The organism is Enterobacter sp. SA187, from assembly GCF_001888805.2.
Taxonomy (GTDB): Bacteria; Pseudomonadota; Gammaproteobacteria; order Enterobacterales; family Enterobacteriaceae; genus Enterobacter_D.
The window spans coordinates 1,807,198-1,822,167 of record NZ_CP019113.1 but is presented as its reverse complement, the minus strand read 5'-3'; the positions used below and the strand labels follow the sequence as shown (position 1 = coordinate 1,822,167).

Genomic DNA, 14,970 nt, shown 5'->3' with positions numbered 1-14,970 from the left:
ATGATGCGCCGTTTTTCTTTTCTCCATCCGGACCCGTTTCCACGGCATCCGTGCAGCCTGCTATTTACCCCACGGCATAATCGGCACGGCACTGATGGCGTTTTTCGGCGAGCCTTCCACAACTTTATCCGAGTACGTCAGGTAAGCCAGCGTGTTGCGCTTCGCGTCGTAGAAACGCACCACCTGCAATTTCTTGAACACCAGCGAGGTGCGTTTCTGGAACACCACATCGCCCTGCGCCTTACCGGTTTTCACCTTTTCGCTCAGCTCAATCGGCCCGACCTGCTGGCAGGAAATCGCCGCGTCTGAGGTATCTTCCGCCAGCCCCAGACCGCCTTTGATACCGCCCGTTTTTGCGCGGCTCAGATAACAGGTGACGTTTTTCACATCGGGATCGTCAAAGGCTTCCACTATGATCTTGTGATCCGGGCCAAACATTTTAAATACCGTATCTACAGAGCCAATTTGTTCAGCCTGAACCGACTGTCCGGCAGCGCACAGGAACAGGCACAGCAGCAAACGCTTGTATTTCATATTGTTACCATTGATAAAAATTACGTTGAGTGATTATTGTCCGTTACAGAAGAAAATAGCTATAAATCACTGAATTACGAAAAATCAGAATAAATTCAACCATGAAAAGCATTTATGCGCAAAAAAAACACTGAATGCTAAAAGAACGAAAAATGCTATTATCCGCTACCTTAGTATCAGGCACCCGCTAAATAAGGATGAGGACACAATATGGATCAGGCTGGGATTATTCGCGAACTGCTTGTCTGGCTGGAGGGGCATCTGGATCAATCCCTCGCTCTGGATAATGTGGCGGCGAAAGCAGGCTATTCCAAGTGGCATTTGCAAAGGATGTTCAAGGATGTGACAGGTCATGCGATAGGTGCCTATATTCGCGCACGCCGGTTATCCAAGGCGGCGGTGGCGCTGCGTTTAACAGCACGTCCGATTCTGGACATCGCCCTGCAATACCGTTTTGACTCGCAGCAAACCTTCACCCGCGCGTTCAAAAAGCAATTTAATCTGACGCCAGCACTATACCGCCGCGCCCCGGACTGGAGCGCCTACGGCATCCGCCCTCCGCTGCGTCTGGGCGAATTCCATATGCCCGAGTATCAGTTTGTTACGCTGCCGACGATGGACCTGGTGGGCACCACCCAGAGCTATACCTGCTCGCTGGAGGAGATTTCGCGCTTCCGTAACGACATGCGTATTCAGTTCTGGCGGGAATTCTTAGGCAACTCGCCGCAGTTGCCAGCCGAACTGTACGGCCTGCATGAAACGCGTCCGGGCAGCGAAAAGGATGACGAGCAGGAGGTGTTCTACACCACCGCCGTGACGCCGGAAATGGCGAACGGTCACCTGCAAAATGCCCATCCGGTGACGCTGGAAGGCGGTGAATACGTGATGTTCACTTATGAAGGGCCGGGCAATGAGTTACAGGAATTTATCCTGACCATCTACGGCACCTGTATGCCGATGCTGGATCTCACCCGCCGCAAGGGGCTGGATATAGAGCGCTTCTTCCCACAGGATGAGGCCCGGAATCAGGAGCGGCCGATTGAACTGCGCTGCGAATACCTGATCCCGGTGCGTCGTTAACGCTGTAGCTCATCCAGTGCCGGAGCATCCAGATGCGAGACGTCTCCGGCCGTTTCCACCACCCAGCCGGAAGCCAGCCACGCGCTTTCCTGGTAATCGATACGCGAAATAGAGCAGTTGCGCAGACGCAGGCGGCGTTCAGCCCAGGCTGGCAGCCCCAGAATGGTGCTCACCAGACAGCCCAGCGCCATACCATGGCTCACCAGCAGCGGACGGCTGCCTTTCGGCAGATCCAGACAGGCTGCCAGCGCCGCATGCATACGTTCGCTCAGCTCCTGCATGGACTCGCCATCCGGAATGCGCCCCTCTGCGGTGCCGTTGACCATCTGACGACGCCAGCCCTCTTCTTCTTCCGTCAGGGAATCGATATGGCGGCTTTCCAGCACGCCCATATCCAGCTCACGCAGACGGGCGTCAAAAATAATGTCGCAGCCGCAGGCATCGGCGATAATTTCCGCCGTGCGACGCGTGCGCCCTAAATCACTGGCGATGATATGGGTGATACCGAGCGTTTTCGCCCGTTCGCCCACCTGCCATGCCTGATGCTCACCTTTTGCCGTCAACGGACTGTCTGACTGCCCTTGAATACGACGCTCGGCGTTCCACTGCGTTTCACCGTGGCGAACAAGGTATACCTGTAACATGCGTTTTTTCCATTATACTGCGGGGCAAATTTATAAATCTGAGTGATATTGATTATGTACCATGTTGTCTCAGCTACCAGCAATCCAGCGAAAATTAAGGCTATTCTGCACGCATTTCACGAGATTTTCGGCGAAGGATCCTGCCATATGGAGTCTGTCGCCGTCGAGAGCGGCGTGCCGGAACAGCCGTTCGGCAGCGCAGAAACGCGGGCTGGCGCACGTAATCGTGTCGAAAACGCCCGCCGTGAAAGGCCGCAGGCGGATTTCTGGGTGGCGATAGAAGCGGGAATTGACGATGACAGCACCTTCAGCTGGGTGGTGATTGAAAGCCGCGATCAGCGCGGAGAAGCGCGTTCCGCCACCCTGCCGCTGCCTGCCGTCATTCTTGAGCATGTACGCGCCGGGGAAGCGCTTGGCCCGGTGATGTCGCAGTTCACCGGCATTGATGAGATTGGACGTAAAGAAGGGGCAATTGGCGTGTTCACCGCCGGAAAGCTGACGCGTACCAGCGTCTACCATCAGGCGGTGATCCTGGCGTTAAGTCCGTTTCACAACGACGTTTATCGCTGATCTTTAAGCAGCGCCTTTTCGAGCCATTCACGCAGCTCGGCGGGCGCCGCCTTCAGGCTGTTCGAGCCGCGGGTGATGGTCGCAATGCCGGTCCCCAGCTCATTTTTCAGTTCGCGCTGGCTCATTTCGCCGCGCAACAGTTCTTCAATGATCCGTACCCGCGTCCCCAGGGCTTCGCGCTCGTCCGGCGTCAGCATCAAATTGAGCAACGGAAGATGCAAATCCTGTTCGCAGGATTGTGTAAGCAGCTCAACGAAGCGCAACCATTCCTGGTGACGCTGTTCGGCAACGGCTGCTGAATAAGGAGATTGCTGCGTCATGTCATACCGCCATACTCATCAACGAGTACAGCAGCATAACACAAACCCGGCAGATCAGTAACGACGCCCCCATTCCGTCGCCGTGAGCAGCGTCGGTTTACCGCCCATGAAGTACTGATAATAGGCGTCATAGGCCAGCACGTTTTTCACATACCCACGCGTTTCCGAGAACGGAATGCTCTCGACAAAAGCGATGGCGTCAATGCGTCCACCGCTGTTGCCAAGCCAGGTGCGCACCCGACCGGGACCGGCATTGTAAGCCGCCGAGGCGAAGATACGGTTATTGCCAAACTGCTGATACACGTACTGCAAATAGCTGGTGCCGATGTTGATATTGGTTTCCGGATCCAGCAGCTGGCCCGGCGAGCTGTAGCCCGGAATATTAAACATCTTCACCGTATGCGTCGCGGTGCCCGGCATGATCTGCATCAGCCCGCTGGCGCCGACCGGCGAGCGCACTTTCGGGTTCCAGGCGCTCTCCTGGCGTGAAATGGCCATGGCGTAGCTCTGGGAAATATCTTTGCCGCTGGTATAACGCTCAAAGAGATCTTTATACGCCAGCGGGAAACGCTCCTCCAGCTGATCCCACAGCTTACCGGCGATAGTCGCCTGCACGCTCAGATCCCACCACTGACGTTCAAAGGCATAGCGCGCCAGCTGCGCCTGCTGTTGCGTGGTGCGGCTGGTGACCAGATTGGCCCACTCGCTGCGGGCGGTGTTATCCAGACCCCAGTACATCAGTTCGCGCACGCGTGCCATTTCCGGGCCCTGTACCAGCGTCGGATCGATATTGCCGGGCGCTTTATCCACTTTCAGTGGATAGTCTTCCCCCAGACGCTGCGCCGCCACCATCGGATAGAAACCGCGCTGCTGCATCAGGGATCGCAGAATGGTGTTCGCTTCTTCTTCACGGCCACGCTCCAGCAGCAGATCCGCCTGCCAGTAGCGCCACTCGTCTTTCTCTTTGGCATCCATCGGCAGACGGGCGAGCCAGGTATTCAGCCCGCGGCGATCCCCCTGCCCTAAGGCGATACGCACCCGGCGCTCCACCAGCGACGTGGACTGGGTACGCATAATGGCATCGTCACGCCAGCGCGCCTGCTCGTCGGTGACATCGTTGCCCATCAGTCGCCAGGCGATAATATCGCGCAGCGCCTGGGTTTGATCTTCATTAAGCTGCTGGGCCTGCACCAGCGACGGCAGCATCAGGCGCGCATTTTCCACATCCTGACGCGCCACGCTGGCGAAGGCTTCTTCCGCCATCTGGCGGGTAAAATCGGTGGCCCCGGTGGTGCGGGCGAAGGTCAGCACGCTGTTGGGATCGTTCGCCAGCGTCACAATCGCCGTCGAAATGGTCTGGTATTCCGCGGGCATCTGATTCGCCAGCACCGTCACCAGTTGGGTATTCCCGGCTTTCATTGCCAGGCGGATACGTTCCAGATAGGCCAGCGGATCCTGAGTGCCGGAGGCGCGCCAGGCGCCGAACAGTTTGTCACAGGCGTTAGGCTGGCTTTTGCCCGTCAGCCAGAGTTCTTTTGCGCCCTGCCAGGCTTCGCTGGCCTGGCCGGTATTCCATTTGGCGTAGTAATAGTTACATTGCGCTTCGGTGGTGCCCGGCTTTTGCGGGCTGAACGCCAGCAGGCCGCGCCAGTCTTCACGCCGCGCCAGCTCGTTCACAAAACGGTTTTGCAGGCTACGCGCGGGCGGCAGCGTTGGGTTTGACTGAATAAAATTGCTGACCTTGATCGCCGGCTGGTTCATCAGATCGTCAGTAATCTGGCGGTATTCCAGGTAAGGGTAGAGGGGATAATCGGTGAGGGTCGGCATCAGCTGCGCCACCACGTCCATTTGTTTGCTATCCCACGCCTGCTTGATTTGCGCATAACGGTTACGCTGATCGTCCAGCGAATCGGCGCGTGCCGTGTGGCTGAGGGTCAGTAAACAGCTGCCCACCACCAGCATCTGCCAGACGACGTGTTTTGCTTTCTGCACAGGCTTTTCCTCTTATAAATAAAACGCTTCACCGCATCATGCGCGCGAATACTTTATGCTAACCAGGCATCCCCTATCGCGCCACGCCCCGGACACTTTTTTACCTTTTCGGTGTGATTTAACACTCTCGCCCGGGCCTGCTGGGATTGCGCCGTGAAAACCGCTACACTGCGCAGTTAAAGACCATTCACATCCCGATAAAAGAGGCGAAGTCCAACGTGGCTCAATTCGTTTATACCATGCATCGTGTCGGCAAAGTGGTTCCGCCGAAACGTCATATCCTGAAAAATATCTCGCTGAGTTTCTTCCCGGGCGCAAAAATTGGCGTGCTGGGTCTCAACGGTGCCGGTAAGTCCACCCTGCTGCGCATTATGGCCGGCATCGATACCGACATCGAAGGTGAAGCCCGTCCGCAGCCTGGCCTGAAAATTGGTTATCTGCCGCAGGAGCCGAAACTCAATCCTGAACATACCGTGCGCGAGTCCGTTGAAGAAGCGGTCGCCGAAGTGGTTAACGCCCTGAAAGGCCTGGACGAAGTGTACGCGAAGTACGCCGAGCCGGACGCCGACTTCGATAAGCTGGCGGCGCAACAGGGTAAATTTGAAGAAATTATCCAGGCGCATGACGGCCACAACCTGAACGTGCAGCTGGAACGCGCCGCCGATGCGCTGCGTCTGCCGGACTGGGATGCCAAAATCGAAAAACTGTCCGGTGGTGAACGCCGCCGCGTCGCGCTGTGCCGTCTGCTGCTGGAAAAGCCGGACATGCTGCTGCTCGACGAACCGACGAACCACCTGGATGCGGAATCCGTCGCCTGGCTGGAACGCTTCCTGCACGACTTCGAAGGCACCGTGGTGGCGATCACCCACGACCGTTACTTCCTTGATAACGTTGCGGGCTGGATCCTGGAGCTTGACCGCGGTGAAGGTATTCCGTGGGAAGGTAACTACTCCTCCTGGCTGGAGCAGAAAGATCAGCGTCTGGCGCAGGAAGCTTCTCAGGAAGCGGCGCGTCGTAAGTCGATTGAGAAAGAGCTGGAGTGGGTTCGTCAGGGCGCGAAAGGCCGCCAGTCGAAAGGTAAGGCGCGTCTGGCACGCTTTGAAGAACTTAACAGCACCGAATACCAGAAACGTAACGAAACCAACGAACTCTTTATTCCACCTGGACCGCGTCTGGGCGATAAAGTCGTTGAGGTTACCAACCTGAGCAAATCCTACGGCGATCGTCAGCTGATCGACGGCCTGAGCTTCTCGGTGCCGAAAGGCGCGATCGTCGGCATCATCGGCCCGAACGGCGCGGGTAAATCCACGCTGTTCCGCATGCTGTCCGGTCAGGAGCAGCCAGACGGCGGCACCATCGAGCTGGGTGAAACCGTGAAGCTGGCGTCCGTTGACCAGTTCCGCGACGCGATGGATAACAGCAAAACCGTGTGGGAAGAAGTGTCCGGCGGGCTGGATATCATGCGTATCGGCAACACCGAGATGCCAAGCCGCGCCTACGTTGGCCGCTTTAACTTTAAAGGGATTGATCAGGGTAAACGCGTGGGCGAACTGTCCGGCGGTGAGCGTGGTCGTCTGCACCTGGCGAAGCTGTTGCAGGTTGGCGGCAACATGCTGCTGCTCGATGAACCGACCAACGACCTGGATATCGAAACCCTGCGCGCGCTGGAAAACGCCCTGCTGGAGTTCCCGGGCTGCGCGATGGTGATCTCGCACGACCGCTGGTTCCTTGACCGTATCGCCACCCACATTCTGGATTACCAGGATGAGGGCAAAGTGGAATTCTTCGAAGGTAACTTTACCGAATACGAAGAGTACAAGAAACGCACTCTCGGCGCGGACGCGCTGGAGCCGAAGCGTATCAAGTACAAGCGTATTTCGAAGTAATGCCGGTGCCCCTTTCCCGTCGGGAAAGGGGCATTTATTTAGCCCTGCTCGCCCATCAGCTGCTTCACCAGATCCACACAGCGCAGGAAACGCGCGTCGTAGTCCGCCTCTTCCACATGCACAAAATCGATATTGTTTTGCTTCAGCAGCGACACCAGTAACGCCTGAAACTCTTTTCTGTCCACCGAGCTGCCGAGGCTGCGCAGACCATCAGAAACCCAGGGGGTGTTGTTTTCCAGCAGGATCACCAGGTCAAAACGGTACTCGTCGATCAACGCCTGCACAAACGGATGCTCGCGCCCCTCGTACTTTTTACAGAACGCCTGGGTGCTGACAAAATCCGTATCCACAAAGGCCACTTTGTTCGCGTATTTCACTGCGAAATCAATGTACTGCGCGTGGCCCAGCGCGATCTTGTCATAGTCCGAATACTGCAACGCCATCTCGTCGCCGCCCAGATGCGAGAACACATAATCGCGGCCATATTCCCAGGCGCTGGTGGTGTTAAAGATGTTGGCGAGCTTGTTGATAAGCGTGGATTTGCCGCTCGACTCGCCACCAAGAATGGCGACGGTACGCACAAAGAAAGGTTTCACTTCGGTGGGGATGTAATCCCAGTAGCGGAACGGGTTCTCACGGATCTGCGCGCCGCTGATGTTCATAAAGGTACGTTCCGGATCGATAAGGATCGTTTCCGTTCCCAGATGTTCCAGATACTGCGGCGCATCCAGCGCTTCGGAGGTGTAGATCCGGTTCGGCTCGATGCCCTTCTCTTCCATAAAGGCTTTCATGCCCCGGCTCCAAACGTCCCAGCCGTGCGGATACGGCTCCATGCCCTCTTCATTGAAAGCATGGATATGAATGTTCTTCTGGTATTTGAAGGTCTGCAACAGCCAGCGCAGGCGATCCGGCACGGTGGGCTGCTGTGACATGGCGCTGTCTTCAAAAAGCGCGCGGTCACGGGTGTCGTCATAGCCCATGATGATATGCAGTTCGTCCACCTGGCTACAGGCACGCTGGATCAGATAGATATGCCCGGTATGCAGCGGATAAAACTTGCCGAACACCACGCCGACGGATTTACGGCGGCGCGGGAATTCCAGCCCTAAAAAGCGGTGCAGTGCTTCCAGCTTCTGCGCGCTCGGGCTTTTGATTTTGGCATTGAGCAACTGGCTGAGGTAGCCCTTGGTCATGCCGCTGGCATCCGCCACCTGCTGCAGGGTGCAGCCTTTCTGGCGGATCGCGGTCTTCAGGTAATCAAATGACGACATAGGTGCCTCCTGCATCAGTGCGGTTAGTTTCCGCTTAATAAATCATTATAAGTCGTCAAAAACAGATAGCGCATCAGAAAGCTTCTTGACACCAAAGACTTGCATCCCGGCAGGCGGCTTTTTCGGCACGTTGGCCGCAGGCACGATGGCGCGTTTGAAGCCATGTTTGGCTGCCTCCGAGATACGCTCCTGCCCGCTCGGCACCGGGCGGATCTCGCCCGCCAGCCCCACTTCGCCGAACACCACCAGATCGTCCGGCAGCGGGCGGTCGCGCAGGCTGGAGACCATCGCCAGCAGCAGCGCCAGGTCCGCGCTGGTTTCGGTGACTTTTACGCCGCCGACCACGTTAACGAACACGTCCTGATCCGACATTTGCAGGCCGCCGTGACGGTGCAGCACCGCCAGCAAAATCGCCAGACGGTTTTGCTCAAGACCAACGGCCACGCGGCGCGGGTTAGCCATCATCGACTGATCCACCAGCGCCTGAATTTCCACCAGCAGCGGGCGCGTGCCTTCCCATACCACCATTACCGAACTGCCGGCAGTAACTTCATCGCCACGGCTTAAGAAGATGGCGGACGGGTTGCTCACTTCGCGCAGGCCCTGCTCGGTCATGGCGAACACGCCGAGTTCGTTAACCGCGCCGAAGCGGTTTTTATGGCTGCGCAGCGTGCGGAAGCGGGAATCGGCATCGCCGTCCAGCAGCACCGAACAGTCGATGCAGTGCTCCAGCACTTTTGGCCCGGCCAGCGAGCCGTCTTTGGTGACGTGGCCGACCATCACAATGGCCACGCCGCGCGTTTTGGCGTAGCGCGTCAGATAGGCCGCCCCTTCGCGCACCTGCGCCACGCTGCCCGGCGACGATTGAATATCCGCCATATGCATCACCTGGATGGAGTCGATGACCATCAGCTTCGGCTGCTCTTCATCGGCGATAGTGCAGATGTCTTCAATGCTGGTTTCAGACAGCATATTGAGATTCGCCGTCGGCAGGCCCAGACGGTGCGCGCGCATCGCCACCTGTTGCAGCGACTCTTCCCCGGTGACGTACAGAGTTTTCATCTGCTCGGACAGCTTGCACAGCGTTTGCAGCAGCAGCGTGGACTTGCCCGCGCCGGGGTTGCCGCCGATAAGTATTGCGCTGCCCGGCACCACGCCGCCGCCCAGCACACGGTCAAATTCTTTAAAGCCGGTGGAAAAGCGCGGCAATTCCTCAAGGCTGATCTCGGAGAGCTTCTGCACTTTCGAGCCGCCCGCATTACCGGCATAGCCGCTCAGGCGCTCGTTACGGGCAACCACGGGCGATGCCGCCACACGCACTTCGGTGATGGTGTTCCAGGCATGACAGGCGCTGCACTGCCCCTGCCAGCGCGGATAATCGGCACCACATTCATTACATACAAATGCGCGTTTCGGAGCTTTTGCCACTTTTACCTCGTTATTTCTGATTCATGCTGCCCGACAGGATGCAGAACACGCCCATCAGGTCAGCGTGACGGATCGTCACTTCTGTCTTTTCGTTCACTTTTGGCTTGGCGTGATAGGCAATGCCCAGCCCTGCCGCTTTAATCATCGGCAGATCGTTTGCGCCATCGCCAATGGCCACGGTCTGCTCAAAGGGCACGTCATATTTTTCCGCCAGACGTTTCAGCGTTTTCGCTTTGTACTGCGCATCCACGATGTCGCCCAGCACATGGCCGGTGAGCCTGCCGTCCATGATTTCCAGTTCGTTGGCGACCACCGCCGTCAGGTGCAGCTTGTCGCGCAGGTAATCGGCGAAGAAGGTGAAACCGCCGGAGGCAATGGCGACTTTCCAGTCCAGTGACTGTAACTTCAGCACCAGTTGCGTGAGGCCCGGCATCAGCGGTAAATCATCGCGCACCTGGCGCAGGATATTGGCGTCGGCCCCTTTTAAGGTCGCCACGCGGCTGCGCAGGCTTTCGGTGAAATCCAGTTCGCCGCGCATGGCGCGTTCGGTGACTTCCGCCACCATTTCGCCGGTGCCCGCCAGTTTGGCAATCTCATCAATGCATTCGATCTGGATGGCGGTGGAGTCCATGTCCATCACCAGTAATCCTGGCGTTTTCAGGTGCGGGATCTTGCCGAGCGGCGCGACGTCCAGCCCGGCATCGTGCGCCAGACGGGTGGCGCGCGGCGTCAGCGAGCCTGCCAGGCGGATCACCTGGTACTCATCCACGCCCCAGGCCGCCACAATCACCATGGCTGCGCCCAGCTTACGCTGATACTCCGTCAGGCGCGCTTTATTCAGATCGCGACCGTAAAGCAGCCAGCCGCTGCGACCGGCATGATAATCCAGCGGCATCACCTCATCGCCACTTAACGAGAGCGGCAATCCAGGCCACTGAGAAACCTCTTCAGGCAGATCGCACCAGGTCAGACTGTTAAGCATTAATGCTCCTGTTTACACGTTCGCGTCGGAAATTGTCTTTACCCTGAATAATTCGGGTTGCAGGAAGGCGGCGACGCAGTGAGTCCCCGGGAGCTTACATAAGTAAGTGACCGGGGTGAACGAGGAAAGCCAACACACCTGCAACCTGAAGTATGACGGGTATAAGGAAAATAACGCATGAGGCTACCCTGTAACCATCGCTTCTGGCAACAGCTTCATGTGGAATTGTGCAGTGCTGCCGGGCCCGGAGAGAGGGTACCCGGCAGGGCTTTTACCGATACGCTACGCCTCCAGTTCCTGCATGCCCGCCTGCGTTCGCACCCAGCGCGGGGCTTTCATGATGTCCGTGAAATACCACACCAGTTCACAGAGCAGCCCGGTGAGGGTTTTTTCCATGTCCGGCGGCAGCGACTGGCTGTTGAGCACGCGCGTTAACGTAAGACAGTATTCACATAACAGGTCAGATTCCGGTTCGAAACGGGGCGGTTCCGCAGGCGGCGTATCCACCGTGAGCGCCGCAACCAGATGTGGCGGTATCACCTCATTCAGCGTGGGCTGGAGCAGCATCAGGCAGGCATTGAGCCGTCCGCACATGGCGAGGCGCAGCGCCGGATCGTCGCTTTCAATCAGCGCTTCGGCGAAGTGCTCGCAATGATCCGCCAGCACGGTGAAATCGGTGTCAGCAGTAAAAGGAACGGTAAGTAACGGGTACAACTGATCGGGGATGGTAGCCATAAGGCAGTCTCCTGTAACGGTTTAATATTCCGCCAGCGGAGAGGCTAATCCCACGGGTGGCGGAACCGGACGAGGTTAGCCTTACCGGTGTTACAGGAAACCGGCGCGTCTTGCGACGCCCTCGCCCGGCCCACCATTGAGGTGTAGCCGAACGCACGACATAAAAATTATGTCGCCTGTAACAATTCGTGGAGGCTAATCCCGGCACCTGATTTTGCAGGTGCGGGAAGATGCTACTGCCGGAGTCGGTTAACGGCAAGCGGATTTAGCTGTACGGTTTGCGTAGCGGCTCGCAAAGGTGTTTGAAAGATGGGCTGATGTCTGTACGACCCGTAGAATATCCTGGGATCGGTAATGGTCTGGCACCTGGTTCAAGGACGGCTTTGTGGCAGGAGCGGGCGAGCTAACTGAGTTATTGTTTAAAGACACGGTCCTATCAAAAAATATAGACATGCCGATTCAATACGAGCAGATAACTCTAGCTACAAGAGGTAAGTAAAGTAAGGTGGCGACTGCCAAAATATTAGAATACAATGGATCGATATAAATAATAGTAGCTCTACCTAGTTTAGGAGAAAAACTTGGAAAAGCATGTTAATATTCCTATTCCTTCAGAGAACATTGAAGGTAGATTATTGCCTATCTATCAAGGACAGGTTCTTTTCATTCTTGGAGCTAACGGCGCTGGCAAGTCATCACTAATTTATCACGTACTAAAAAACCTAGGAGATTATAATAATATCGTATTGATATCTGCACATAGGCAAATTTGGTTTGACACATCGGTTATTGATATGTCGAATTCGGAGTTTGCTTCTACTTTAGAATATCTTCAAAGCAATGTAAGATATTCAAACACTTCTCGTTGGAAAGTCGATGATGCAAGACAAAGCAAACTTCCTGTCATTAGATTAAAAAAAGCAATTAATAGAAGAAATAGAGATGTTGCCGATAAAGTAGACGCAAGAGACATAGATGGAGCGCTGAAGGTTAGTGTGTCACCTAAAGAAATAATTAATTCAGTTTTAATATCATCAGGAATGCCTATCACTATAGAACACGATGATGAAGATAATATTACAGCAGTGAATTCAAAATATAATCCGCCAGCAATTTACTCTATATCTCAATTATCTGATGGTGAGAAAAATGCCATAACTATATCCGCTGATGTTATATCAGCATTGCCAGGTACTCTTTTTATTATTGATGAGCCTGAAAGGCATTTACATAGGTCTGTTTCATCTCCCTTGCTATCAGAACTGATAGCAATCAGGCCTGATTGCTTTTTCATTGTTTCAACACACGACATAGGCCTTGCTTCAGATATGGATAATTCACAAATCCTTTTGGTAAAGTCGTGTAAATATACTTCTGAAATCGCAACCTCGTGGGAAACGGAACTTATAAGAGATCCCGGTTCAATTCCTGATCACATAAAAAAAGATATTATCGGTGCAAAAGAGAAAGTTATTTTCATAGAGGGAATAAACTCAAGTCTTGATATAGGACTTTATAAATCAGTTTTTCCTGATGTTTCGTTAATCCCGAAGGAGGGGTGTGAAGATGTAGCTATTTCGGTCAGAGGCATCAGAGGTAATGATAAGCTAGGATGGGTTAATGCATTTGGTTTGGTTGACAATGATAATAAGAAAGCAGAAGAAATTGATAGCTTAAAAAGTGATTTTATCTTTACTCTTAAATATCACTCTATTGAATCAATATTCTATCACCCTGTAATGATAGAGTTCTTTATAAAAAAGTACGGTGATATTTTTGAAATTGATGATTCAGTTATGAATGATATTAAGAAAGATATTCTTACCGTATTAATTGATTCTTCAAAAAAGAAGGATTTATGTAGCCTTGCGGTTAATAAATCAGTAAGATGGATGTTTAATCAGTTAATACCAAGTCATAGAGCCGGCTTCGAAAATAAAACCGTATCAATCAATGCTGGAGATATTTATAACAATGAGCTATCGATTTATGAAGATGCTCTTGAACGAAAAGACGTTAGTTTCTTGATAGAAAGATATTCAATTAGGCGAACTGGTATGATAGATAAAATTATTCGCAGGCTTAACTGTCCAAACCGTGCATTTTATGAAACTAAAATTATGACCTTAGTGAGAGATAACCAAGAGGCCAAGCGTTTTGTTATAGAATGTTTGGATGGATTAACAGAATCTGTATATTCTTGAAAAAAATACCTCATATTAATAAACATTCCGGATAACAGGCCTTGTTCAAATCGGTCTGTTATCTCTTTAATTTTTCTTGATGTGCATTAATGTTAGAAAGTAGCACTAAATATAATGGCCGCCCTCGCCCGCAGCGGAACTTTAAATCAGGTTACGTGTCCGATTCTTGCCTGGAAACGGACATTACAAGTATCAAATCCCGTCAATAACTTAGTGAAAATCTCAAATAAGAGTGAAGCTATCATGGGGATGCTAATAGGTAATTTCAATCCATATACATTAATATGTCAAAAAAAAGATAAAATAAAGAACCCACATGAAATAAAGCAATATTTATATACGATGGTGTTTAATTTAAAATTCATCCGCCTTACTTATTTTTTATGATTTTCACTCCACTTTTTATACCATCTTAAAGCAGTGCGATATGATATCCTCATTATATAAGCAACTGCCAACGGACTGGCTTTTGCATCATATAACATGAACATTCCTTTCGTACCTTCTGGGCTAAATGTGCCATTGTTCTTGGTGTTTTTCGGATGGCCGGGCTGTACAGCATCCATAACTTCATGCGGAATTCTTCTGATTATTTCATTCGTAGCATCTATAGTAACGTTCAACTTATTAATTTGGTCGTTAACTTTTTTCTTTAATCTCTTAATTTCTTTAAGATATGTTTGCTCGGCGGCATTAAATGCCAAAGCGTCGAAAGATAGTTCAAAGCAAAATGATTTATCCATCATTTTTTCTTCTATATTTTTTCTAAGATTCTGTATGTGCTGGACAGCTGAGTAATTATATTGTGCTATTTTATGTCCGTTAGGAAGATCCTGCTCACCAAGATTAGCGTATGCTCCAACATCTATCGTTATTCTGTGGATCTCATGGCCTATAGTATTACGGTAGTCAATCATTTCTATCAATTGTAAGCTTTCTTCTTGTGTTATGACTCCTTCCGAAAGGAGTAATTCATGTGCTTCTTTAAAGCTAATTTTCTTTTGGTCATTTGCTGTAGATTGCGTACTGTCAATAATTTTTCTTAACCTTTTTGTGACGTTAACAGAACTGCTAATAAAATCTTTCAGGTTTTCCACATAGAAAAGCACCAAGACCATTTCTAGTGCCCGAAGTTTAAGTACATCTGCTTCTAATGCGGTTACGGTACGACCATGTGGGCGATGTCTTTCCATTCCTGAAAACTCCCGACTCAACCATCTGTATGATAATGATCAGCTTCGCAGCTTGAATAATCTGCCGCTTCAAGTCAACCATAATGGATGAGCTATAGTATGAAGTCTTTTGGCATCCAGTTAAGTAAATG

The 14,970-nt window shown here is 52.7% G+C and carries 13 protein-coding genes; 4 read left to right on the top strand and 9 right to left on the bottom strand.

The window, feature by feature from the left end:
* Positions 1 to 60: 60 nt before the first annotated feature.
* Positions 61 to 534, bottom strand: a complete 474-nt coding sequence (creA, locus tag BMF08_RS08715; protein ID WP_072570461.1) for a protein CreA — start codon at positions 532 to 534, stop codon at positions 61 to 63.
* Positions 535 to 744: 210 nt separating this feature from the next.
* On the opposite strand from creA, the gene robA reads away from it, so the two are divergent.
* Complete coding sequence (robA, locus tag BMF08_RS08710) at positions 745 to 1,614, top strand: MDR efflux pump AcrAB transcriptional activator RobA (protein ID WP_072570460.1); 870 nt, start codon at positions 745 to 747, stop codon at positions 1,612 to 1,614.
* On the opposite strand, the gene gpmB is transcribed toward robA, so the two are convergent.
* Positions 1,611 to 2,258 carry a 2,3-diphosphoglycerate-dependent phosphoglycerate mutase GpmB gene (gpmB, locus tag BMF08_RS08705; protein WP_072570459.1) on the bottom strand — a complete coding sequence of 216 codons (648 nt, stop codon included), beginning with the start codon at positions 2,256 to 2,258 and terminating at the stop codon, positions 1,611 to 1,613. The two genes, robA and gpmB, sit on opposite strands and share 4 nt — an antisense overlap.
* Positions 2,259 to 2,312: 54 nt before the next feature.
* Here gpmB and yjjX point away from each other — a divergent pair, with 54 nt between their 5' ends.
* Positions 2,313 to 2,828: an inosine/xanthosine triphosphatase gene (gene yjjX / locus BMF08_RS08700; RefSeq protein WP_072570458.1), complete on the top strand. Its 516-nt coding sequence runs from the start codon at positions 2,313 to 2,315 to the stop codon at positions 2,826 to 2,828.
* Here the strand turns inward: yjjX and trpR are convergent.
* Entirely contained in the window at positions 2,819 to 3,148 is a 330-nt protein-coding gene (gene trpR / locus BMF08_RS08695; RefSeq protein ID WP_072570457.1) for a trp operon repressor, read from the bottom strand. The two genes, yjjX and trpR, sit on opposite strands and share 10 nt — an antisense overlap.
* Before the next feature lie 54 nt (positions 3,149 to 3,202).
* Entirely contained in the window at positions 3,203 to 5,140 is a 1,938-nt protein-coding gene (gene sltY / locus BMF08_RS08690; protein ID WP_072570456.1) for a murein transglycosylase, read from the bottom strand.
* A 218-nt stretch (positions 5,141 to 5,358) separates the two neighbouring features.
* Between sltY and ettA the strand changes: the two genes are divergently transcribed.
* Entirely contained in the window at positions 5,359 to 7,026 is a 1,668-nt protein-coding gene (gene ettA / locus BMF08_RS08680; RefSeq protein WP_072570455.1) for an energy-dependent translational throttle protein EttA, read from the top strand.
* Between the two features lie 38 nt (positions 7,027 to 7,064).
* On the opposite strand, the gene nadR is transcribed toward ettA, so the two are convergent.
* From nadR to BMF08_RS08660, 4 genes are all read right to left on the bottom strand, one after another.
* The gene (gene nadR, locus BMF08_RS08675) at positions 7,065 to 8,297 is read right to left on the bottom strand and encodes a multifunctional transcriptional regulator/nicotinamide-nucleotide adenylyltransferase/ribosylnicotinamide kinase NadR (protein WP_072570454.1); all 1,233 of its coding nucleotides are present in this window, start codon (positions 8,295 to 8,297) and stop codon (positions 7,065 to 7,067) included.
* 45 nt (positions 8,298 to 8,342) lie between these two features.
* The gene (radA, locus tag BMF08_RS08670; RefSeq protein WP_072570453.1) at positions 8,343 to 9,725 is read right to left on the bottom strand and encodes a DNA repair protein RadA; all 1,383 of its coding nucleotides are present in this window, start codon (positions 9,723 to 9,725) and stop codon (positions 8,343 to 8,345) included.
* A 10-nt stretch (positions 9,726 to 9,735) separates the two neighbouring features.
* Complete coding sequence (gene serB / locus BMF08_RS08665; protein ID WP_072570452.1) at positions 9,736 to 10,707, bottom strand: phosphoserine phosphatase; 972 nt, start codon at positions 10,705 to 10,707, stop codon at positions 9,736 to 9,738.
* A gap of 282 nt (positions 10,708 to 10,989) precedes the next feature.
* On the bottom strand, positions 10,990 to 11,442 hold the full coding sequence (locus tag BMF08_RS08660) for a hypothetical protein (protein ID WP_072570451.1): 453 nt from the start codon (positions 11,440 to 11,442) through the stop codon (positions 10,990 to 10,992).
* Positions 11,443 to 12,023: 581 nt separating this feature from the next.
* Here BMF08_RS08660 and BMF08_RS08655 point away from each other — a divergent pair.
* Positions 12,024 to 13,646 (top strand): AAA family ATPase, encoded by a 1,623-nt coding sequence (locus tag BMF08_RS08655; RefSeq protein ID WP_083580981.1) that lies wholly within the window; start codon positions 12,024 to 12,026, stop codon positions 13,644 to 13,646.
* A gap of 374 nt (positions 13,647 to 14,020) precedes the next feature.
* Here the strand turns inward: BMF08_RS08655 and BMF08_RS08650 are convergent, their stop codons facing one another.
* A complete protein-coding gene (locus tag BMF08_RS08650; protein ID WP_072570449.1) occupies positions 14,021 to 14,839 on the bottom strand; it encodes a hypothetical protein in 819 nt (272 codons plus the stop codon).
* Positions 14,840 to 14,970 lie beyond the last annotated feature (131 nt).